The organism is Bacillus sp. JFL15 (assembly GCF_001184225.1).
Classification (GTDB): domain Bacteria; phylum Bacillota; class Bacilli; order Bacillales; family Bacillaceae; genus Bacillus; species Bacillus siamensis.
Map to the genome: position 1 here is coordinate 3,313,793 of NZ_KQ236689.1, position 21,761 is coordinate 3,335,553.

General features: G+C 43.5%; 23 protein-coding genes. 17 read left to right on the top strand and 6 right to left on the bottom strand.

Features of this window, described 5'->3' with window-relative positions; genetic code table 11:
- The first annotated feature begins 20 nt into the window (after positions 1–20).
- Entirely contained in the window at positions 21–473 is a 453-nt protein-coding gene (locus tag AD710_RS16360; RefSeq protein ID WP_016936030.1) for an OsmC family protein, read from the top strand.
- Positions 474–486: 13 nt separating this feature from the next.
- Here the strand turns inward: AD710_RS16360 and erbB are convergent, their stop codons facing one another.
- The 3 genes from erbB to AD710_RS16375 all read right to left on the bottom strand — a co-directional run bounded on the left by erbB (position 487) and on the right by AD710_RS16375 (position 1,637).
- On the bottom strand, positions 487–840 hold the full coding sequence (gene erbB / locus AD710_RS16365) for an SMR family multidrug efflux transporter EbrB (protein ID WP_049628516.1): 354 nt from the start codon (positions 838–840) through the stop codon (positions 487–489).
- A gap of 17 nt (positions 841–857) precedes the next feature.
- On the bottom strand, positions 858–1,172 hold the full coding sequence (gene erbA, locus AD710_RS16370; RefSeq protein WP_016936028.1) for an SMR family multidrug efflux transporter EbrA: 315 nt from the start codon (positions 1,170–1,172) through the stop codon (positions 858–860).
- A gap of 138 nt (positions 1,173–1,310) precedes the next feature.
- Positions 1,311–1,637 (bottom strand): hypothetical protein, encoded by a 327-nt coding sequence (locus AD710_RS16375; RefSeq protein ID WP_049628517.1) that lies wholly within the window; start codon positions 1,635–1,637, stop codon positions 1,311–1,313.
- 101 nt (positions 1,638–1,738) lie between these two features.
- On the opposite strand from AD710_RS16375, the gene AD710_RS16380 reads away from it, so the two are divergent.
- From AD710_RS16380 to AD710_RS16420, 9 genes are all read left to right on the top strand, one after another.
- Positions 1,739–2,143 (top strand): YmaF family protein, encoded by a 405-nt coding sequence (locus AD710_RS16380; protein WP_049628518.1) that lies wholly within the window; start codon positions 1,739–1,741, stop codon positions 2,141–2,143.
- Between the two features lie 98 nt (positions 2,144–2,241).
- A complete protein-coding gene (gene miaA / locus AD710_RS16385) occupies positions 2,242–3,186 on the top strand; it encodes a tRNA (adenosine(37)-N6)-dimethylallyltransferase MiaA (protein ID WP_016936025.1) in 945 nt (314 codons plus the stop codon).
- A 39-nt stretch (positions 3,187–3,225) separates the two neighbouring features.
- On the top strand, positions 3,226–3,447 hold the full coding sequence (hfq, locus tag AD710_RS16390) for an RNA chaperone Hfq (RefSeq protein WP_003154064.1): 222 nt from the start codon (positions 3,226–3,228) through the stop codon (positions 3,445–3,447).
- Between the two features lie 95 nt (positions 3,448–3,542).
- Entirely contained in the window at positions 3,543–3,818 is a 276-nt protein-coding gene (locus AD710_RS16395) for a YmzC family protein (RefSeq protein WP_049628519.1), read from the top strand.
- An 82-nt stretch (positions 3,819–3,900) separates the two neighbouring features.
- Entirely contained in the window at positions 3,901–4,116 is a 216-nt protein-coding gene (locus tag AD710_RS16400) for a hypothetical protein (RefSeq protein ID WP_016936023.1), read from the top strand.
- A 259-nt stretch (positions 4,117–4,375) separates the two neighbouring features.
- Positions 4,376–4,768 carry a class Ib ribonucleoside-diphosphate reductase assembly flavoprotein NrdI gene (nrdI, locus tag AD710_RS16405; RefSeq protein WP_016936022.1) on the top strand — a complete coding sequence of 131 codons (393 nt, stop codon included), beginning with the start codon at positions 4,376–4,378 and terminating at the stop codon, positions 4,766–4,768.
- Positions 4,728–6,830 carry a class 1b ribonucleoside-diphosphate reductase subunit alpha gene (gene nrdE / locus AD710_RS16410; protein WP_007611605.1) on the top strand — a complete coding sequence of 701 codons (2,103 nt, stop codon included), beginning with the start codon at positions 4,728–4,730 and terminating at the stop codon, positions 6,828–6,830. The genes nrdI and nrdE overlap by 41 nt, the downstream gene beginning before the upstream one ends.
- A gap of 17 nt (positions 6,831–6,847) precedes the next feature.
- Positions 6,848–7,837 (top strand): class 1b ribonucleoside-diphosphate reductase subunit beta, encoded by a 990-nt coding sequence (nrdF, locus tag AD710_RS16415; RefSeq protein ID WP_049628520.1) that lies wholly within the window; start codon positions 6,848–6,850, stop codon positions 7,835–7,837.
- 48 nt (positions 7,838–7,885) lie between these two features.
- Complete coding sequence (locus AD710_RS16420; RefSeq protein ID WP_049628521.1) at positions 7,886–8,506, top strand: hypothetical protein; 621 nt, start codon at positions 7,886–7,888, stop codon at positions 8,504–8,506.
- Positions 8,507–8,554: 48 nt separating this feature from the next.
- Here AD710_RS16420 and AD710_RS16425 read toward each other — a convergent pair whose 3' ends face one another.
- Positions 8,555–9,313 (bottom strand): N-acetylmuramoyl-L-alanine amidase, encoded by a 759-nt coding sequence (locus tag AD710_RS16425; RefSeq protein WP_016936019.1) that lies wholly within the window; start codon positions 9,311–9,313, stop codon positions 8,555–8,557.
- 307 nt (positions 9,314–9,620) lie between these two features.
- Between AD710_RS16425 and spoVK the strand changes: the two genes are divergently transcribed.
- The 5 genes from spoVK (at position 9,621) to glnA (ending at position 15,168) form a co-directional block, all read left to right on the top strand.
- The gene (gene spoVK / locus AD710_RS16435) at positions 9,621–10,589 is read left to right on the top strand and encodes a stage V sporulation protein K (RefSeq protein ID WP_032864740.1); all 969 of its coding nucleotides are present in this window, start codon (positions 9,621–9,623) and stop codon (positions 10,587–10,589) included.
- Positions 10,590–10,717: 128 nt separating this feature from the next.
- Positions 10,718–11,980 carry a GTPase HflX gene (hflX, locus tag AD710_RS16440; RefSeq protein ID WP_016936016.1) on the top strand — a complete coding sequence of 421 codons (1,263 nt, stop codon included), beginning with the start codon at positions 10,718–10,720 and terminating at the stop codon, positions 11,978–11,980.
- A 16-nt stretch (positions 11,981–11,996) separates the two neighbouring features.
- Positions 11,997–13,262, top strand: a complete 1,266-nt coding sequence (locus tag AD710_RS16445) for a methionine gamma-lyase family protein (RefSeq protein ID WP_016936015.1) — start codon at positions 11,997–11,999, stop codon at positions 13,260–13,262.
- A gap of 109 nt (positions 13,263–13,371) precedes the next feature.
- Entirely contained in the window at positions 13,372–13,776 is a 405-nt protein-coding gene (locus tag AD710_RS16450) for a MerR family transcriptional regulator (RefSeq protein WP_007410366.1), read from the top strand.
- Between the two features lie 57 nt (positions 13,777–13,833).
- Positions 13,834–15,168, top strand: a complete 1,335-nt coding sequence (gene glnA, locus AD710_RS16455) for a type I glutamate--ammonia ligase (RefSeq protein ID WP_049628523.1) — start codon at positions 13,834–13,836, stop codon at positions 15,166–15,168.
- A 469-nt stretch (positions 15,169–15,637) separates the two neighbouring features.
- Here the strand turns inward: glnA and AD710_RS16460 are convergent, their stop codons facing one another.
- Positions 15,638–16,732, bottom strand: a complete 1,095-nt coding sequence (locus AD710_RS16460) for an L-dopachrome tautomerase-related protein (protein ID WP_049628524.1) — start codon at positions 16,730–16,732, stop codon at positions 15,638–15,640.
- A gap of 574 nt (positions 16,733–17,306) precedes the next feature.
- On the opposite strand from AD710_RS16460, the gene AD710_RS16465 reads away from it, so the two are divergent.
- Both AD710_RS16465 and xynB read left to right on the top strand, forming a co-directional pair.
- Complete coding sequence (locus AD710_RS16465; RefSeq protein WP_016936012.1) at positions 17,307–18,698, top strand: MFS transporter; 1,392 nt, start codon at positions 17,307–17,309, stop codon at positions 18,696–18,698.
- Positions 18,699–18,740: 42 nt separating this feature from the next.
- Complete coding sequence (xynB, locus tag AD710_RS16470; protein ID WP_049628525.1) at positions 18,741–20,342, top strand: xylan 1,4-beta-xylosidase; 1,602 nt, start codon at positions 18,741–18,743, stop codon at positions 20,340–20,342.
- A 111-nt stretch (positions 20,343–20,453) separates the two neighbouring features.
- On the opposite strand, the gene xylR is transcribed toward xynB, so the two are convergent.
- The gene (xylR, locus tag AD710_RS16475) at positions 20,454–21,608 is read right to left on the bottom strand and encodes a transcriptional repressor XylR (protein WP_016936010.1); all 1,155 of its coding nucleotides are present in this window, start codon (positions 21,606–21,608) and stop codon (positions 20,454–20,456) included.
- Positions 21,609–21,761 lie beyond the last annotated feature (153 nt).

Genomic DNA, 21,761 nt, shown 5'->3' on the forward strand with positions numbered 1-21,761 from the left:
AAAAAAAGGAGGATGGTCCCTTGGCAAAACATCATTTTTATTTAAAAGCAAATTGGCCCGGAAATCGGAATGACGTCGGCGATATTAAAAGCGGCCGGCTGGAAACGGCTGTGTCCATTCCTAAGGAAATGGACGGTCCGGGAGAAGGCACAAATCCTGATGAGATGCTGCTTGGAGCGGCCGCGACCTGTTATATTATAACGCTTGCGGCAATGATGGAAAGAAGCGGTCTGGATAAAGAAGATTTACATATGGAATCTGAAGGAATTGTAGATGTAACAAACGGTGTGTTCACGTATCAAAAAATCATTCACCGCCCGTTTATATTATTAAAGCCGGATGCAAACGAAACGGATTTTGCACTGGCCAGGAAGTTAGCGCAAAAAGCGGAATCGTCGTGTATGATTTCACGAGCGGTTCAGGGAAACGTGGAGATGGAGCTTGAGGTTGAAGTAAAAGCCGCCCGCGCATGACGAATTCAAACGGTCAGCTCCGGGCCGTTTGATTTTTTTTCGTTTTTTGAGATTTGGAACGGTTGAGCAGGATGACGCCCGTGATGACCAACACAAGACCGATCATCATTTTGATCGTCATGGCTTCGTTAAAAACAATAAAGCCGACGATTGCAGTTAAAGCCGTGCCGACACCTGACCATGTCGCGTATGCGGTGGATAAATCAAGGCTTTTCAGTGAGAAGCTCAAAAACATAAAAGAGGCTCCGATTCCGGCAATGACGCCGAGAGCGGGCCACAGGTGCGTAAAACCGTCCGACAGCTTCAGCATCGTGCTCCCGAACACTTCTGATACAATGGCTAATGCCAAGCAAAGTAATCCTTTCATCAGCATGCCTCTCCTTTCTACCAATTCATCAAAATGACACCGGCCAATAAGAAAAAGAGTCCGATGACGGCCTGCTTGTCCAGTTTTTCCTGAAACCACTTCGCTCCGATAATGGACGCAAGCACCGTTCCGGCCCCGCTCCATGTAGCATAGGATAAGCTGAGCGGAATAAGATTCAGTGTCAGTGAAAGCATATAAAAGGCCAATGAATAGCCAGCCACTACAAGCGCGCTCGGCACAAACCGCGTAAATCCGCGGGAGACCTTCAGCATGGCCGCACCCATTGACTCTGATAAAATAGCAATTGTGAGGAAGATATAACCCAGAATCATATCCAATCCCCCTCTCATCATCATCTTCATGCCTTTTGTTTAAGGCAGTAAAATAAAATAATATCCGAACTTTACCCGGCAAGTCAAGACATTCGGCCTATATAAAAAGGCCCCTGAAAGGAGCCCTTTTTGATTGTCTTAGTAGTAATACGGATAACCTCCGTACGGATAGTAAGGGTAGCCGTAACCTCCGTACAAATACGGATTGAACAAAGCGCTTCCGACAAGTCCCCCGACAAGCCCTCCGACAAACGGTCCGCCGTAAAAACCAAACGGCCGTCCGAACCCGCCAAACCAAGGCCGGCCAAAACCAAAACCCGGCCGTCCGAATCCGAATCCGAATCCAGGCCGTCCGAATCCGAATCCGGGCCGTCCGAACCCGAACCCTGGCCGGCCAAAACCAAATCCAGGCCGTCCAAACTGTCTCATATCACTATCTGCTGCGTATGCGTATTCTTCATTCATAATTAAGGTACCTCCAAGAATAAATTTTAGATGATAACAGAGTATTCAGCCCACCAATTTTTGATTGGGCGTTTATCAAAAAAATAAAGGAGTGAGCTTTTGTGGGCCTGTATCAGTCCGATTGGTCAAAAAAACCTCCGCACACACACGCTTACCGGGCTGTAACGGATGTTGTGCAGGGGCACTACCATTTGATCGAAGGCTTCTCACAGCCTGAGAACGGCAGCAATACGGATCAGCATACACATTTCTATACGGGCATCACCTCATTTGAAAACGGCCATTTCCACAGATATTACGGTATTTCCGGCCCTGCCATTCCGAGGGTTGACGGAACGCATTACCATGAGCTTTCAGAGACCACCTTTGCCGCCTACAATGAGCCGATTCAGATCCAGTACGGCGGCGTCGTTTACGATCCGCGGGAGGAAGGCCGGAAAACGCACCGCCACACGCTCAAGGGAAAAACGAAAGAGGTTGTCGGCAACGAGCCGATCGGGTGGTAATTGACGTTTAGCGCTCAGGAAAAAGGGCAAAATGGATAGGTGCATGGAGCAATGAATGCTATAATTAGGGGGAGATTTATAAAAGAGAGTGATACATATTGAAAAATACAAAACAGCCTGTCGTCATACTTGTCGGCCCGACGGCAGTCGGAAAAACAAAACTGAGCATCGGACTCGCAAAAATGCTGAATGCGGAAATCATCAGCGGGGATTCCATGCAGGTATATAAAGGGATGGACATCGGAACGGCCAAAGTCACCGAAGAAGAGACAGAAGGCGTGCCGCATCATCTGATTGATATTTTGGAGCCGTCCGACACGTTTTCAACGGCCGATTATCAAAAAATGGTGAGAGAAAAAATCAGCGAGATTGCCGCCAGAGGAAAGCTCCCGATGATTGTCGGAGGGACGGGTCTGTACATCCAGTCTGTGCTGTATGATTATACGTTTACGGAACACTCCGGTGATCCTTTATTCAGGGAGCGCATGGAGAAACTGGCTGCCGAAGAAGGGGCTGAGGCTCTTCATGCCAAACTTGCGGCGGCCGATCCGGAAGCAGCGGCAGCCATTCATCAAAACAATACGCGAAGAGTCATCCGCGCTCTCGAAATTCTGCACATATCGGGCAAAACAATGTCAGAACATCTTAAAACTCAAAAACGGGAGCTGCTTTACAATGCGGTGCTCATCGGTCTTACAATGGACAGAGAAGTGCTGTACGGCCGGATTAACGAGCGTGTTGACCTGATGATGGAAGCCGGCCTTCTTGAGGAAGTCAAGCGGCTGTATGATATGAATATCCGGGACAGCCAATCGATTCAGGCGATCGGCTATAAAGAGCTGTATGAATATCTTGATGGAAAAGTGCCGCTTTCTCAGGCCGTGGAGCAATTAAAACAAAATTCAAGACGTTATGCGAAACGTCAGCTGACCTGGTTTCGCAATAAAATGTCCGTTTCATGGACCGATATGACGCCGCCTGTTGATCTTGAACAGAAAAAAAAGGAAATTTTCGAGTGTATAGCAGGAAAACTGGAAATTTAATCGAAACAGTATTGTATTGAGAACCAAGGAGGACGAAACATGAAACCGATTAATATTCAGGACCAGTTTTTGAATCAAATCCGAAAAGACAATACGTTCGTCACGGTATTTTTACTCAACGGCTTTCAGCTTCGCGGCCAGGTAAAAGGCTTTGACAACTTTACCGTCTTACTCGAAACGGAGGGGAAGCAGCAGCTTATTTATAAACATGCCATCTCCACGTTCGCCCCGCAAAAAAACGTTCAGCTTGAGCTTGAATAAACTTTTGCCAAAGACCATGAACAATGGTCTTTTTCTATGCGCATCTGTATATTGCCGGCTGTATATCGGCAACATAAAAGGGGGCTTGGAAAGCGATGTTCGAAAGTGAGAATGAACTGAGAAGAATCAGGATAACGCTCGTCTGGATCGCTGTTTTTTTGCTGTTTGGAGCATGCAGCAATCATGAAACGGTGGTGACGGATGATGACGGCGGCTCGGCGGATACCGAACCGCAGACAGAAGGCACGGTGCAGCTGGAGCATAACCATTTCGGCGTCGTCGAAGACGGTTATTTAAAAATATATCGTTACGACGAAAAAACGAATAAAGTCAAACTGAAAAAAGAAACGACGTTAGATGAGCTTGAATAAATTTCACAAGCTTTCGAATTTACAAAGCGGGCCGCACAAGCTACACTAGTTACTGACATTGATCATGCAGAGGGTGAGACGATTGAAACACAAGGTGATAATCAACCATTGGGAAGAAACCTGTGAAGATGATTCCTGCTATGAATATGGAACCAGCATCATTGTTGACGGCAAAGAACTGCTCAGAGAGGCTTCCATCACAAGCGCTCTGAAAGCCGTGCTGAAAGAAATCGGTGCTGATGCGGAAATAGAAGAGACCGTTGAAAGCGAAAAAAAATGTGATTCTTACAAAAAATAAGAATAAAAGTCTAGACTACTAAGCAGTTTTTTTTCATGTTATGATAGACATCGGCTTACACATGACACCTTGAGTAGGATGAGAGATGATTCTCGTTCTGCTCTCTTTTTTGGGCGTTAATCGGGGCAGAACCAAGGTCCGCTCTTTCAAAAATATGAACTTTTTATAAATCGATCTCAATATGTTGTGTTTTTCTGAGAGGTTAGTATACTATATATAGTGTTAAGAGATTCATTATTTTTGATAGGTCGTGATAAGGATGGTTCAAATCATATTTGATTCAAAGACAGGGAATGTTCAGCGTTTTGTGAATAAAACAGACTTTCAGCTGATCCGCAAGGTGGATGAAATGGACCACGTGGACACTCCGTTTGTTTTGGTCACCTACACGACAAACTTCGGCCAGGTACCGGCATCAACACAATCATTTCTCGAAAAATACGCCCATCTCTTATTAGGAGTCGCTGCGAGCGGCAACAAAGTATGGGGCGATAACTTTGCAAAAAGCGCCGATACCATTTCAAGACAATATCAGGTGCCGATCTTGCACAAATTTGAACTCAGCGGCACAGCGAAAGACGTTGAATTGTTTACTCAGGAGGTAGAAAAAGTTGTCACAAAACCAAGTGCCAAAATGGATTCAGTTAAATAACGAAATTATGATCCAACAAGATGGAAAATTCCAGTTTGATAAAGATAAAGAGGCTGTACATAGCTATTTTGTTGACTATATCAATCAAAACACAGTTTACTTTCACGATTTGAAAGAGAAGCTGGATTATTTAATTGAAAACCAATACTACGAAGAAGAATTCTTAAGCCTGTATTCTTTTGAAGACATTAAAGAAGTGTTTAAGACAGCTTACGCAAAGAAGTTTCGTTTTCCTTCCTTCATGAGTGCGTTTAAATTCTATAATGACTATGCTTTGAAAACGAATGACAAAAAAAGAATCCTCGAGCGTTACGAGGACCGGATCTCAATTGTTGCGCTGTTCTTCGCAAACGGCGACACTGAGAAAGCGAAAGAATATGTGAATCTGATGATCAATCAGGAATATCAGCCGAGCACACCGACATTCTTAAATGCGGGCCGCAAACGCCGCGGAGAGCTTGTCAGCTGTTTCCTCTTGGAAGTCAATGATTCCTTAAACGACATCTCAAGAGCGATCGACATCTCCATGCAGCTTTCTAAACTGGGCGGCGGGGTTTCTCTTAACCTGTCTAAGCTCCGTGCGAAAGGTGAAGCGATCAAAGATGTGGAAAACGCCACAAAAGGCGTCGTAGGCGTGATGAAGCTTCTTGATAATGCGTTCCGCTACGCTGACCAAATGGGGCAGAGACAAGGCTCAGGCGCGGCATACCTGAACATCTTCCACCGGGATATTAATGATTTTCTTGATACGAAAAAAATCTCGGCTGATGAAGATGTCCGCGTTAAAACCCTTTCCATCGGCGTCGTGATTCCGGACAAGTTTGTCGAGCTTGCGCGTGAGGATAAAGCCGCTTATGTCTTTTATCCGCATACGATTTATAAAGAATACGGCCAGCATATGGACGAAATGGACATGACGGCGATGTATGAGGAGCTTGTCGACAACCCGCGCGTCAAAAAAGAAAAAGTGAATGCGCGCAAATTGCTTGAAAAGCTTGCCGTTCTCCGTTCTGAGTCAGGCTATCCGTACATTATGTTCCAGGATAACGTAAACAAAGAGCACGCGAATAACCACGTATCAAAAGTGAAATTCTCGAACCTTTGCTCTGAGGTGCTTCAGGCGTCACAGGTTTCAGCTTACACAGATTATGACGAGGAAGACGAAATCGGCCTGGACATTTCCTGCAACCTTGGTTCTTTAAATATTTTAAATGTCATGAAACATAAATCGATTGAGCGCACGGTGAAACTCGCGACGGATTCCCTGACTCATGTCTCCGAGACGACGGATATCCGCAACGCGCCGGCAGTCAGACGCGCAAACAAAGCGATGAAGTCGATCGGTCTAGGCGCGATGAACCTGCACGGCTACCTTGCCCAAAACGGCATCGCTTACGAAAGCCCGGAAGCAAGAGACTTCGCGAATACGTTCTTTATGATGGTGAACTTTTATTCCATCCAGCGTTCAGCTGAGCTTGCAAAAGAAAAAGGCGAAACGTTTGAGCATTATGAAGGCTCCACTTATGCAACGGGAGAATATTTCAATAAATATATCGAAAAAGAATTCTCGCCGGCATACGAAAAAATCGCTGCGCTCTTTGAAGGCATGCACATCCCGACAATCGAAGACTGGAAAGAGCTGAAGGCGTTTGTCGCTGAAAACGGCATGTACCACAGCTACAGACTGTGCATCGCGCCGACAGGCTCCATTTCCTACGTCCAATCCAGCACGGCATCCGTTATGCCGATTATGGAACGGATTGAAGAAAGAACATACGGAAACTCCAAAACGTATTATCCGATGCCGGGGTTAGCGTCTAATAACTGGTTCTTCTACAAAGAAGCTTATGATATGGACATGTTCAAAGTGGTGGATATGATCGCGACAATCCAGCAGCATATCGATCAGGGAATCAGCTTTACCCTGTTTTTGAAAGATACGATGACAACTCGTGATCTGAACCGTATTGATCTGTATGCCCACCATAGAGGCATCAAAACCATTTACTATGCAAGAACGAAAGATACCGGGCAGGACAGCTGTCTTTCTTGTGTCGTTTGATTAAAGGAGAGTTTACAGTGACAAAAATTTATGACGCAGCAAACTGGTCAAAGCATGAAGATGATTTTACCCAAATGTTTTACAACCAAAACGTAAAGCAGTTCTGGCTTCCCGAAGAGATCGCATTAAACGGCGATCTCCTCACTTGGAAGTACTTGGGTAAAAATGAGCAGGATACGTACATGAAGGTGCTCGCCGGCCTGACACTGCTTGATACAGAGCAGGGGAACACGGGCATGCCGATTGTGGCCGAGCACGTAGAAGGCCATCAGCGAAAAGCGGTTCTTAATTTCATGGCGATGATGGAAAACGCGGTGCACGCAAAATCATATTCAAATATTTTTATGACACTTGCTCCGACTGAAACGATCAACGAAGTGTTTGAATGGGTAAAGCAGAATAAGTACCTGCAGAAAAAAGCCCAAACCGTTGTCGGACTGTATCGTGCCATCAAAAAAGACGATGAGATTTCGCTGTTTAAAGCGATGGTTGCTTCCGTTTACTTAGAAAGCTTCCTTTTCTACAGCGGTTTCTATTATCCGTTATATTTCTACGGACAGGGAAAACTGATGCAAAGCGGTGAAATCATCAACCTGATTCTTCGTGATGAAGCGATCCACGGCGTCTATGTCGGACTGCTTGCCCAAGAAATATACAATAAACAAACAGAAGCGAAAAAGGCGGAACTTCGTGAATTTGCGATTGAGCTTTTAGAAGAGCTTTATCACAATGAGCTTGAGTATACTGAGGATCTGTACGATCAAGTCGGGCTGTCTCATGACGTAAAGAAATTCATCCGCTATAACGCCAATAAAGCTTTGATGAACTTAGGGTTCGATGCTTACTTTGAAGAAGAGGATATTAATCCGATCGTATTAAACGGATTAAACACCAAAACGAAATCACATGATTTCTTCTCCATGAAAGGGAACGGCTACAAAAAAGCGACGGTAGAACCGATTAAAGACGAGGATTTTTATTTCGGCCAAGATGAAGAGCAGATATAATATCTGCTCTTTTGGCTTGAATGGAGAGGTATGACAGGAGGAACCGACATGGATAAAATGGATGAAATCATCTTAGCTGCGCCGCGGAGTGACGTCTTCCAAAATGAAACGTTGACATTCCAGGGAGTCAACAGCGAAGATGAGCGTATCGTGAAGATTATGGCTCAAATTGAGGAGCATTTTTTAGAAATCAGGAGAGGCGACGCGGAAGAGGACCCGCGTTTTAAACAGCCGATTCCGTATGTCGTTATTCGCCGCGATGATGAAGTGTTTGTGTATGAGCGTCTCGCGGGCGGCGGAGAATCGCGCCTCCATAATAAACTTTCCCTCGGTTTCGGCGGACACATGAATCCTATGGAGGGAGCGGCTTCATTTGCGGAGGTGCTGAAACAGAATACCGACCGGGAGTTAGCAGAAGAACTGCATATTCTTCAGAAAGACAAACAAAACATTGTCACACTCGGTTTAATCAATGATGATGAAAACAGTGTCGGAAAGGTGCATATCGGTATCCTTTCTGCGCTCAAATTAGCGCCTGGAGCACAAGTCGAAGTGAAAGAAAAAGAGCAGATCGCCGGCCGCTGGATGAAAGTGAACGAATTAAAAGAAGAAGACGTGTATCAGCGGCTTGAAACTTGGTCTCAGTTTGTCGCCGATATTCTTCAATAACAGAAAAACCCCTGTTCCTCCTAAATAAGGGAGAACAGGGGTTTTTCATTAGTTTAACGTAATGACAGTATCAAATCCCGCTTTTTTGGCCTGCGCTGCTAAAGATTCAGCATAATCTCTGGAAGAGAATGCGCCAATCTGTACTTTAAATAAGCCGTCTTTCGGAAGCACAATCGCATCAAAACCTTTAGACACCGCATTGGCGGCAAGCGCATCAGCATTTGCTTTCACATTGAAAGCGCCGATTTGCACTTTATACAAGTCAGTCTTTTTTTTTAGCCCGAAAGCCTGCTCCAAGCCCTTGGCATGTCCTCTTGCAAGGCTTTCAATAAAACTGGCTGTTTTCAGTTTATTTGCATCAGCTGCCGTATCAACAAAACCATTCTCCGTCAAAATCGCCGGCATACTTGTCTCCCGCAGCACATGGAAGTTGGCTGTTTTTTTCCCTCGGTCATTAAAACCGGATGCTTGGATTACTTGCGTGTGAACGGCTGACTGGTAAGTCGAAGTCGGCGCTCCGACACCGGGGTAAATATAGCTTTCGAATCCGGTTCCGCCGCCTGAGTTAATATGAATGGATAAAAAATAATCTGCGCCCCAGCTGTTGGCGGCATCCGTTCTTTCCGTCAGACTGACCGTCTTATCGCTTGTCCTGCTCATCGTGACAGAAACCCCTTCATACTCATTCGTCAGAATCGTGCGCAAAACCAGCGCGATCTCCAGCGTGACCGCTTTTTCTTGAAGCCCATTTCCGGTTGCGCCTGAATCAGTTCCGCCATGACCGGGGTCTATAAAAATTTTAACCATTCTCCATCACCTCATTACAGCATATGATGATATTTAAAAGGTGCTTGTACGGCTGTCATTCATAAAAAAAATGAGAAATACACCCAGCATTTCCCGGAAAATAAAAATAAATGGTTTGTCCTTCCGTTTCAGCTGAATACAATAAGAAATGAAAAATATTTCTCGGGAAAGCGCAGGATTCAGCATCATTCCCGAAGAGAACGGAAAATGCGACAGATAAAAGGGGTAATCGGGCCTCATGATGATAGGCGGGTGTCACGGAACGCCTTTATCATGAATAAGATAAAGAGAGAACAGAGAGGTGAGCATGTTGGAGCGCGCTGTAACCTATAAAAATAACGGACAAATTAACATCATTCTTAATGGCCAAAAGCAAGTGCTGACAAATGCGGAAGCTGAGGCGGAATATCAGGCCGCCCTGCAAAAAAATGAAGCCAAGCACAGCATTCTGAAAGAAATTGAAAAAGAAATGAACACATTAGTGGGTATGGAAGAAATGAAGCGCAACATTAAAGAAATTTATGCGTGGATATTCGTCAACCAAAAACGGGCCGAACAAGGGCTGAAAGTCGGAAAACAAGCTCTTCATATGATGTTCAAAGGCAATCCCGGCACCGGAAAAACAACCGTCGCGAGACTGATCGGCAAGCTTTTCTTCGAAATGAACGTGCTTTCCAAAGGACATCTCATCGAAGCAGAACGTGCCGATCTGGTCGGTGAATACATCGGTCACACGGCGCAAAAAACGAGAGATCTGATTAAAAAATCGCTCGGGGGTATTTTATTCATTGATGAAGCATACTCACTTGCAAGGGGCGGAGAAAAGGATTTCGGTAAAGAGGCGATTGATACGCTTGTCAAGCATATGGAAGACAAACAGCATGAATTTATTCTGATCCTGGCAGGGTACTCGAGAGAAATGACACATTTCCTGTCATTAAATCCCGGCCTGCAATCGCGTTTTCCTATCAGCATCGATTTTCCGGATTATTCTGTCGCTCAGCTGATGGACATTGCAAAGCGCATGATAGCGGAGCGGGAGTATCAATTAAGCCAGGAAGCCGAGTGGAAGTTAAAAGATTACTTAATGACGGTGAAAAGCACGACAAGCCCCATTAAATTCAGCAACGGACGCTTTGTCAGAAATGTGATTGAAAAATCAATCCGCGCTCAGGCTATGAGGCTTTTAATGGGGGACCAATACTTAAAAAACGATCTGATGACGATTAAGAGTCAGGATTTATTTATAAAAGATGACACGGCAGCTCATGAATAATCCTCTCAGCCGGTTTGAGAGGCCTTTTTTTATTTCTCTCTTTAAAACCCGCCGGATGTGTGGTATACGTCCTGCGGGTTTGGTATGATAGTACTACTGCCCAATACGACACAGAAAGGAACATCCATTTGAACGAACAGGAAGAAAAAAAAGAAACGGTCATTTTAGTCGGCTGCCAGCTTCCGCACATGACCGACGAGCACTTTGAACATTCCATGGACGAGCTCGCTTCATTGACAAAAACGGCTGACGGAACGGTGCTGACCCGGATTACACAAAAACGGAACAGAGCGGATGCCGCTACATATATAGGCAAGGGGAAAGTAGACGAGCTGAAGGCGCTGTGTGAAGAGCTTGAAGCGGATCTGGTCATTTTTAATGATGAACTGTCACCGAGCCAGCTTAAATCACTCGCCACGGCAATTGAAGCGAAGATCATCGACCGCACGCAGCTTATTTTGGATATTTTCGCAAAAAGGGCGAAGACGAGGGAAGGAAAGCTTCAGATCGAATTGGCCCAGCTTCAATATGCACTGCCGCGTCTGAGCGGACAAGGAATCAATCTCTCCAGACAAGGCGGCGGAATCGGGACGAGAGGGCCCGGTGAGACAAAGCTTGAAACAGACCGGCGCCACATTAGAAACCGCATACACGAAATTAACGTGCAGCTGTCAACGGTTATCCGCCACAGAAGCCGTTATCGGGAGAGACGCAAGAAAAATGGTGTGCTTCAGGCTGCGCTCGTCGGATATACCAATGCCGGGAAATCAACGTGGTTCAATAAATTAACAAGCTCAGACAGCTATGAAGAAGATCTGCTGTTTGCAACACTTGATCCGATGACAAGAAAGATGGCGCTTCCAAGCGGTTACAGCGTCCTTTTGTCTGATACGGTCGGCTTTATTCAGGATTTGCCTACGACGCTCATTGCCGCTTTCCGTTCAACGCTTGAAGAAGTGAAGGAAGCTGACTTGATCATTCATGTCATTGATTCTTCCAATGAAGATTATGCCGGGCATGAACAGACTGTTCTCGGACTGTTAAAAGAGCTTGAAGCAGATGATATTCCGGTGTTAACCGCTTATAACAAAAGGGATGAAACACTTCCTGACTTCATTCCGACAGCAGGGGAAGGCCACATCATGATCAGCGCCAGAATCGCCGGGGATGAAGCGAAATTGAAAGCGGAAATCGAAGCTTATTTGCGCCGGGAGCTGATGACGCCGTATGAAGTTCATGTACCCGCCGCTGAAGGCAAATTGATGTCGCGCATTAAATCAGAGACTATGATCGACAGCCTTTATTTTAATGAAGAAAATGAACGCTACGAAGTCTCGGGTTATGTGCAAGAAGAACAAAGCATACTTGGAGAACTGAAGAAATTCATGTAAGGAAGGTATACACAACATGTTTGAGACACTGACACACGGCACTCTATTGCAAAAAACCGCCGAAGAAACAGAAGCGGAAATCGCCGCCGTTCATAAAAGAATAGAAGAAATCAGTGAACGGAATGAATGGAGAGTCCTGCAAAGCTACAGAAAGCATAAAGTAAGCGATACGCATTTTACACCTTCAACCGGATACGGTTATGATGACATCGGCCGGGATACTCTGGAAGAGATCTATGCTGATGTGTTCGGAGGAGAGGCGGGGCTTGTGAGACCGCAAATCATCTCGGGGACGCACGCGATCTCAATCGCGCTGTTCGGTGTGCTGAGACCCGGAGACGAATTGCTTTATATCACAGGCAAGCCGTACGACACCCTCGAAGAAATCGTCGGGGTGAGAGGCGGGGAGTATTCAGGCTCGCTTAAAGAATTTCAAATCGGGTATCATGCAGTCGATTTAACCACAGAAGGCAAAGTGGACTTCGAAGCGGTCCGTGCTGCAATCCGTCCGAATACAAAAGTGATCGGTATTCAGCGTTCAAAAGGATATGCGAACCGCCCGTCTTTCAGGATAAATGAGATTGAAGAGATGATTCGTTTCGTAAAAGAAATCAAAGAAGATGTCATTGTTTTTGTGGACAATTGCTACGGAGAATTTGCGGAAGAGCGGGAACCCTGTCACGTCGGAGCGGATCTTATGGCCGGCTCCCTGATTAAAAACCCGGGCGGCGGCCTTGCCAAAACGGGGGGATACCTTGTGGGGAAAGCCAAGTGGATTGAAGCCTGCTCTTACCGGATGACCTCACCGGGAATCGGAAGTGAAGCCGGTGCATCGCTTTATTCACTGCAGGAAATGTATCAAGGTTTCTTTCTCGCTCCGCACGTAGTGGCGCAAAGCTTGAAGGGAGCGGTATTTACCGCCCGTTTTCTTGAAAAGCTGGGATTTTCGTCAAACCCTGCATGGAATGCGCCGAGAACGGATCTGATCCAATCTGTTGAGTTTCAGGACCCTGATAAGATGATCGCTTTTTGCCAGGCGATACAATATGCGTCCCCGATTAATGCGCATGTCACGCCTTATCCGAGCTATATGCCGGGATATGAAGACGATGTCATTATGGCAGCGGGCACTTTCGTACAGGGGGCGAGCATTGAATTATCGGCAGATGGCCCTATCAGACCGCCTTACGTCGCGTATGTCCAAGGAGGATTAACCTATGCGCACGTGAAAAATGCGATTTGCAGCGCAGTTAATGCTCTAATGGAAAAAGGGCTGATCTGAGCCGTTTGCAATTTTCAAAGAATTTGATGTTAAGATTCCTTACATTGTGTTGACACAAAATATAACATCACCTATAATGAGACTAAGATAAGAAAAGGAGGAAATTGAGATGAGTGATAACATTCGCCGCTCAATGCCTTTATTTCCAATAGGAATTGTCATGCAGTTAACAGAACTTTCTGCCCGGCAAATTCGATATTATGAGGAAAATGGACTGATATTTCCAGCGAGAAGCGAAGGAAATAGACGATTATTTTCATTCCATGATGTAGATAAACTGTTAGAAATCAAAAATTTGATTGAACAAGGCGTCAATATGGCGGGGATCAAACAAATTCTAGATAAGGCATCTGCCGAACCGGAAGAAAAATCCGAAAAAACTGCCAAACCGATGAAGCACAATCTGTCTGACGACGAACTCAGAAAGCTTCTGAAAAACGAACTGATGCAGGCAGGCCGATTCCAGCGGGGGAACACCTTCCGCCAAGGTGATATGTCCCGATTCTTTCATTAATCCGTTAGCAACTGTTTTGCTATATACATTTACCTTTTAGAGGAGGAGTTTTACGAAATGGCAAAGTACACAAGAGAAGACATCGTAAAATTAGTAAATGAGGAAAACGTAAAGTACATCCGCCTTCAGTTTACAGACATTCTCGGAACGATTAAAAACGTGGAAATTCCTGTGAGCCAGCTTGAAAAAGCACTTGATAATAAATGTATGTTTGACGGTTCTTCCATCGAAGGTTTTGTCCGCATCGAAGAATCTGATATGTACTTATATCCTGATCTGAACACATTTGTTATCTTCCCATGGACAGCTGAAAAAGGTAAAGTAGCACGCTTCATCTGTGATATCTACAATCCGGACGGCACCCCGTTCGAAGGTGACCCGCGTAACAACCTCAAACGGATTCTGAAAGAAATGAAAGAACTCGGTTTCAGCGATTTCAATCTTGGACCTGAGCCTGAATTCTTCCTGTTTAAATTAGATGAAAAAGGCGAACCGACACTCGAATTAAACGATAAAGGCGGATACTTCGACCTGGCTCCGACTGACTTGGGAGAAAACTGCCGCCGCGATATCGTGCTTGAGCTGGAAGAAATGGGCTTTGAAATCGAAGCATCTCACCATGAAGTCGCTCCCGGCCAGCACGAAATCGATTTTAAATATGCCGGTGCCATCCGTTCTTGTGACGACATCCAAACTTTCAAACTTGTCGTCAAAACGATTGCCCGCAAACACGGTCTGCATGCGACATTCATGCCAAAACCGCTGTTCGGCGTAAACGGTTCCGGTATGCACTGTAATCTATCACTCTTCAAAGAGGGCGTTAACGCATTCTTTGATAAAGACGCTGATCTTCAGCTAAGTGAAACAGCAAAACACTTCATTGCCGGTATCGTAAAACACGCGACAAGCTTTACAGCTGTCACAAACCCGACAGTGAACTCTTATAAACGCCTTGTTCCGGGCTATGAAGCACCTTGCTACGTGGCATGGAGCGCGCAAAACAGAAGCCCGCTGATCCGTATCCCGGCTTCCCGCGGCATCAGCACGCGTGTTGAAGTCCGCAGCGTAGACCCGGCGGCAAACCCGTATTTGGCATTAAGCGTATTGCTTGCAGCAGGCCTTGACGGAATCAAAAATAAACTTGAAGCGCCAGCTCCGATTGACCGCAACATCTACGTCATGAGCAAAGAAGAGCGCATGGAAAGCGGAATCGTGGACCTTCCGGCGACACTTGCGGAAGCTCTCGACGAATTCAAATCAAACGAAGTCATGGTTGCAGCTCTCGGTGAGCATCTGTTCGAACACTTCATCGAAGCAAAAGAAATCGAATGGGATATGTTCCGCACACAGGTTCATCCGTGGGAGCGCGAACAGTATATGTCTCAGTATTAATCTCTCAATCCCTTGGCACTATTGGTGTCAGGGGATTTTTTGATTTTGACCACCAAAAATACTAAACATATATTTTCTTCATAACCATCAACTGATGAATTTTAAAGTTTCTCTGGGATATGGGAGTATAGGTCGGAAGTGATGGTTATATTTTTATGTCCAAATCTTTCTTGGACAAATTATTGTTTCCCTAGTTTCAAAAAGAAGAAAAGTGTGACAAACTGTAAAATACAGATGGGTTACACTTAATAAAAAGACCAGGGTGTTGGTATCACCCCGGCTCTGTAATAAAAGCTGCCCATCAAAGGGTTTGCTCGATGTGGTTTCATGATAGACCTATTCCTTCAGGTTCTGAGGCTCAAGGGAGGTCTGTTTTTTTCTTATATACGTCAACAGGCCGATTATAAACGGCTCGAATAACCATTTATATTTAATGAGGATATTATATGATTTCCTTCAATTTTCATTTTCAATAGGAAGGAGCAGGTAATTCATCGATTTTTATACGAAGTAAACTATAAGGTTTCTGTCGTAAGTCTTTTCCATAATGAAATCTAGCCTGCCGATGTAATTGGTTCACGATGACGTATAAGTATCCATCCGGACCAATCGAAAAAGTATCCGGCCATAAAATTCTCGGATCATGTGCGATGGTTTCCATTATGCCATTCGGCAGTATTTTTCGAATACTATTGTTCTCGTAATCTCCGGCATAAACGGCTCCTTTTGCATCTGTAATCATTCCATCAGACGCACCTTTTTCTCCCCAATACGCCACATGATAAAGTAAATCCATGTCCGGTATATTTCTATCTCTCAGGGCTTCTGTTGAGATCGAGAACAAATGGCGGCTGGTCAGTGGACAAAAAAATAATACCTTTCCGTCAGGAGAAATCGCAATACCGTCGGAGGCCAGCCTAAATGGGGAAGTTGAACCATCCCTGTTACGATTCATCAAAATTTTGCCTTCTACTTTCGGTATAAAATAGGAATCCGGTGAAGTTGGATTTGCTCCATTTAACCGTCTGCATGCATTTCCGGTTTCCAAATCAACGACGATAATCGCTCCTGGTCCTTTGGAAGAAGAATCCGTTATATAGGCATAACCTGCAGTTCCAACACGAAAATCAAATCGGACATCATTCAGGTAAGTTGTTGGCAGGACAACATCTTCTGTAAAGGTATACACTCTTCTGATTGTATTGGTTTTTAAATCAACAGCGACTAATTTTGCCCCGGCTTTAATTGGTTCAGAAAAATTGGGCGCCGCTGTATCTAGTACCCAAAGCGTTCCCCTTCCATCAGCAACTACACTTTGGACACTGATGAAACTCATTTTGATAGTCTCGGGGTTAACCAAATTGGTTTGTAAATCAGGATAGGGCTGCAATTTATCCCCAACTATTTCTGCCACCGTAAATTTAACATCGTCTCCCCATTTCGGAAAACAAATGAAAATACGACCAGTTTCCGAAACCGTAACACCGGTAGGCATAGCTCCATAAAATGCATAAACCAGTTCTAAATCACCAAAATACTTTTCAAAAGGCAGCATAGGTTTCATAATATCCTCCTCAACCAATTAAACGGGATATGACTTATATATGATTCGCATTTTTTCTAGTGCATGTTTATTAATAAGTTTTTAAACGAAAAGGTGATGGAAGTGCTTATCATTTATTAAGTCAGTCAGGAATAAGGGATTTTTACTTATACGTCTGTCGAAGCAGTTGGCAATTACACTATGGTATGTCCTTGGCCGGTTTTAAATTTTCTGAAAAAGGAGTTGAAAAAGCAGATCAGATTTTATAAGATTAAATCAAGTTAGTTTGTTTACGCAACAAACTAAGGAATCCGATTAAATTGCCCGTAATTTAAATGCATGATGGAAGGGGGATAAGAGGCTCGAAAGAAGAATTTAAAAAACGAAAGCACGGGGCTTTTATCCTTTCCGGGCATATAAGATGAAATTGCAGCCATCTGATCACCATTTATCTGATGAAAATGCTCTGTGAAAGTCATCGGCTATCAGTTTTATGAAAGCGCTTTTATGAAGTGCGCACTGCCCAATAAATTTGAAGACATGTTATATCCTTTCATACTGGTTCCTTATGAAAGATCGAAAAGGGGAGGAAATCATGCTCAGTGAAAATGTAAAGAAGATCAGCATGGCTGAAAAAGTTGGATATGCGTCTGGGGATTTTGCATGTAATTTAATTTATGCAACGGTGTCTACTTATCTTTTGTTCTTCTATACAGATGTATTTGGTTTATCGGCAGCCGCCGCCGGTACGATGTTTTTAGTGGTCAGAATTATCGACGCCCTCGCTGATCCTTTTATCGGAACAATAGTAGACAGAACAAATAGCAGGTTTGGGCGCTTCAGACCGTATCTTTTATTCGGAGCTTTTCCATTTGTCATACTGGCCATCCTCTGTTTTACAACCCCCGATTTTTCAGATATGGGGAAATTAATATATGCCTATATAACATATGTCGGCTTGTCGCTTACATACACAGCGATAAACGTTCCGTATGGCGCGTTAACTTCTGCCATGACCAGAAATAATCAAGAAGTTGTTAGTATAACATCTGTCCGTATGTTATTTGCGAATCTTGGGGGACTTGTCGTTGCATTTTTTGTTCCCTTACTGGCTGCTTATTTAAGTGATACTTCAGGCAGCGAATCTCTTGGCTGGCAGCTAACCATGGCCATTATGGGATTCATAGGCGGGGGCCTTTTAATCTTTTGTTTTAAAAGCACAAAAGAGCGTGTCACTCTTCAAAAATCTGAAGAAAAAATTAAATTTTCGGATATATTTGAGCAATTTCGTGTTAATCGGCCGCTTGTTGTATTAAGTATTTTCTTTATTATTATTTTTGGAGTAAATTCAATAAGTAATTCGGTCGGCATCTATTACGTGACATATAACTTAGGAAGAGAGGATTTAGTGAAGTGGTACGGTTTGTTAGGAAGTTTGCCCGCTCTGGTCATTTTACCTTTTATTCCAAAGCTTCATCAATTATTGGGGAAGAAGAAATTACTAAACTACGCATTATTACTGAATATGATCGGCCTCTTAGCTTTATTGTTTGTTCCGTCAAGTAATGTATTCCTTATCCTTTCCTTTCGATTACTGGCTGCTGCCGGAAGTCTCACTGCCGGGGGATACATGTGGGCGCTTATTCCTGAAACAATAGAATATGGAGAGTACAGAACCGGGAAAAGAATGGGCGGGCTCATATACGCTATTATCGGATTTTTCTTTAAATTCGGCATGGCCTTGGGAGGGGTTATACCTGGGCTGGTTTTAGATAAGTTTGGATATGTGGCAAATCAGGTGCAAACGGCGGAGGCATTGACGGGAATTTTAATTACAACCACCATTATTCCCGTGTTCTTACTGGTTTTAGCCATGATTGATATTAATTTCTATAACTTAGATGAGAAAAAATATAAAAACATGGTTCGAGAATTAGAGAATAGAGACAAAGTTTATTTGGATCATATTGATGATTTCAAAGCTTAAAATATGATGAGTCAACAGAAAATAGCTGAGGAGGCGTTCCGCATGAAGATTATCAATCCGGTACTTAAAGGATTTAATCCCGATCCAAGTATTTGCAGGGTGGGAGAGGATTATTATATCGCCGTATCTACATTTGAGTGGTTTCCGGGAGTCCAGATACACCACTCAAAAGATTTAGTGAATTGGCACTTAGTTGCACATCCATTACAGAGAGTTTCGCAATTAGACATGAAAGGAAACCCTAATTCAGGCGGGGTCTGGGCGCCATGTTTAAGTTACAGCGACGGAAAGTTTTGGCTGATCTATACGGATGTTAAGGTAGTAGATGGCGCCTGGAAAGATTGCCACAATTATTTAGTGACTTGTGACACGATTGATGGTGATTGGGGGGAGCCGATCACATTAAATAGCTCGGGATTTGATGCTTCTTTATTCCATGATACGGATGGAAAAAAATATTTATTAAATATGTTATGGGATCAGCGTATTGATCGGCACTCATTCGGAGGAATTGTCATGCAGGAATATTCTGATGAGGAGCAAAAGTTAATTGGAAAACCGAAAGTAATATTTAAAGGAACTGAAAGAAAGCTGACGGAAGCGCCGCACCTTTATCATATCGGGAACTATTATTATTTATTAACTGCAGAAGGAGGAACGCGGTTCGAACATGCTGCTACAATTGCCCGTTCTGCAAATATTGAGGGGCCATATGAAGTTCATCCTGATAATCCTATCTTAACGTCATGGCATGATCCGGAAAATCCGCTGCAAAAATGCGGGCATGCCTCCATCGTTCAAACACATACAGGTGAGTGGTATTTAGCTCATTTAACGGGGCGTCCTATTCATCCGGACGATGATTCAATTTTTCAGCAGCGAGGATATTGTCCTTTGGGCAGAGAAACAGCTATTCAAAAACTCTATTGGAAAGATGAATGGCCTTATGTAGCTGGCGGAAAAGAAGGAAGTTTGGAGGTGGAAGCGCCTTCTATACCTGAAACCATATTTGAAGCAACGTACCCGGAAGTTGATGAATTTGAGGACTCAACATTAAATATCAATTTTCAAACATTAAGGATTCCGTTTACAGAGAAATTAGGCTCATTGACTCAAGTGCCAAATCATTTACGGTTATACGGTCATGAATCATTAACCTCAACATTTACTCAGGCATTTGTAGCCAGACGCTGGCAAAGTTTCCATTTTGAAGCGGAAACAGCTGTTAAGTTTTATCCGGAGAATTTTCAGCAAGCCGCTGGATTGGTGAACTACTACAATACTGAGAACTGGACGGCTCTTCAAGTTACGCATGATGAAGAATTCGGCCGTATTCTTGAATTAACAATATGTGATAACTTTTCTTTTTCACAGCCATTAAACAATAAAATTGTGATCCCCGGTGAAGTAAAGTATGTCTATTTAAAAGTGAATATCGAAAAGGAAAAATATTATTATTTCTATTCGTTTAACAAAGAAGACTGGCATAAAATTGACATTACATTAGAATCGAAAAAATTATCAGATGATTATATCCGCGGAGGAGGATTCTTTACAGGAGCTTTTGTAGGGATGCAGTGCCAAGATACCAGCGGTCACCACATTCCGGCTGACTTCAGATATTTTCGTTATAAAGAAAAATAATGTGCACAAGAAAAAGGAGCTTCTATTTAAGAACTCCTTTTTCATATCGTGTCCTATGTGAAAAATTCCTTCAGAAATACTCCTGTTCAGCGTGAAAAAACAGCGTAAAACTTAATGATTAACCATATCAAGAAAATGATCAATCACAATAGAGGACATTCCCAATGCCGATGCATTTTTTCCTAAAACAGATGGTAATAATTCATAACTATTGCCTAATTGGGAATAAACCCGGGACGACACTTCGCTTCTGATTGAATTTAAAACCATAGGATGCGATTCAATGATGCTGTTTCTTAAAATGATGGCTTGCGGATTGAATGTATTCAAAATATTGGTCAGGCCTATCCCTAAATAGAAGCCAAAATTTTGTAATGCACGTAAAGTTCCAACATCATTCAGATGGGCGAGGTCTATGATATCTTGATTGGATACTTTTTTTTCTTTCGTCTGAAGAGATTTTAATAAAGCCTTCTCTGAAGCATACAATTCCCAGCAGCCCCGGTTTCCGCAGCTGCATTTCGGACCATTAAAGTCTATTGTCATATGTCCCATTTCTCCAGAGAATCCGCCAACCCCTCTATATAAATCATTGTTGATAATAACGCCGATTCCTATCCCGGTACCGATACTTGCATAAATCATGTTATCGTGATTTTTTGCAGCGCCGAATACTTTTTCTCCATATGCGCCGGCATTTGCCTCATTTTCAATAAAAACAGGCACATTGAACTTCTCTTGGATGATAGGTTTTAAGTCAATATTTCTCCAGTTGGAGTTCGGAGTGAAAACAATTTTTTGATTTTTATCAATTAATCCGGGAACGCATATGCCTATACCGATAAGCCCGTACGGAGATTGCGGCATATTCGCAATAAAGTGATGAATCATCTCAATTAAAATATCTTTCGTTATTTCAGGAGAGCTGCATTCCAAATGATGGTGTTGATCAAGGACGATCGTCCCTTCAAGGTCTGTTAAAATGCCGTTAATATAATCCACTCCGACATCTATTCCTACGGAGTATCCTGCTTTTTTATTAAAAACAAGCATGACAGGTCGTCTGCCGCCGCTTGATTGTCCCTGACCGATTTCAAATACAAGGTTTTCTTTCATTAATGTGTTTACCTGTGATGAAACAGTAGATTTATTTAATCCGGTCATTTCAGATAATTTTGCTCTTGAAATAGGTGAGTTTTTAAGGATTTCTTTTAATAATAACTTTTGGTTTACTTTTTTGACAAAGGCTTGATCAGCGATATCCACTTCATCCACTCCATTTGTATAATCTTTAAATTAAGTTGAGTTTTCTGTGTTATCATGCTAAGCGTCACACATAGCGAATCCAACCTTATTATATCTAATGTATTCGTGAAAAACTAAAAAAAATATTGAAAATACTGATGAGGTTATATAAGA

Bases quoted from the DNA above. Each gene is read 5' to 3' on its own strand.
- erbB (WP_049628516.1), bottom strand. From the start codon at position 840: ATGAAAGGATTACTTTGCTTGGCATTAGCCATTGTATCAGAAGTGTTC.
- erbA (WP_016936028.1), bottom strand. From the start codon at position 1,172: ATGATTCTGGGTTATATCTTCCTCACAATTGCTATTTTATCAGAGTCA.
- AD710_RS16375 (WP_049628517.1), bottom strand. From the start codon at position 1,637: ATGAATGAAGAATACGCATACGCAGCAGATAGTGATATGAGACAGTTT.
- hfq (WP_003154064.1), top strand. From the start codon at position 3,226: ATGAAACCGATTAATATTCAGGACCAGTTTTTGAATCAAATCCGAAAA.
- AD710_RS16395 (WP_049628519.1), top strand. From the start codon at position 3,543: ATGTTCGAAAGTGAGAATGAACTGAGAAGAATCAGGATAACGCTCGTC.
- nrdI (WP_016936022.1), top strand. From the start codon at position 4,376: ATGGTTCAAATCATATTTGATTCAAAGACAGGGAATGTTCAGCGTTTT.
- AD710_RS16420 (WP_049628521.1), top strand. From the start codon at position 7,886: ATGGATAAAATGGATGAAATCATCTTAGCTGCGCCGCGGAGTGACGTC.
- AD710_RS16425 (WP_016936019.1), bottom strand. From the start codon at position 9,313: ATGGTTAAAATTTTTATAGACCCCGGTCATGGCGGAACTGATTCAGGC.
- spoVK (WP_032864740.1), top strand. From the start codon at position 9,621: ATGTTGGAGCGCGCTGTAACCTATAAAAATAACGGACAAATTAACATC.
- AD710_RS16445 (WP_016936015.1), top strand. From the start codon at position 11,997: ATGTTTGAGACACTGACACACGGCACTCTATTGCAAAAAACCGCCGAA.
- AD710_RS16450 (WP_007410366.1), top strand. From the start codon at position 13,372: ATGAGTGATAACATTCGCCGCTCAATGCCTTTATTTCCAATAGGAATT.
- glnA (WP_049628523.1), top strand. From the start codon at position 13,834: ATGGCAAAGTACACAAGAGAAGACATCGTAAAATTAGTAAATGAGGAA.
- AD710_RS16460 (WP_049628524.1), bottom strand. From the start codon at position 16,732: ATGAAACCTATGCTGCCTTTTGAAAAGTATTTTGGTGATTTAGAACTG.
- AD710_RS16465 (WP_016936012.1), top strand. From the start codon at position 17,307: ATGCTCAGTGAAAATGTAAAGAAGATCAGCATGGCTGAAAAAGTTGGA.
- xynB (WP_049628525.1), top strand. From the start codon at position 18,741: ATGAAGATTATCAATCCGGTACTTAAAGGATTTAATCCCGATCCAAGT.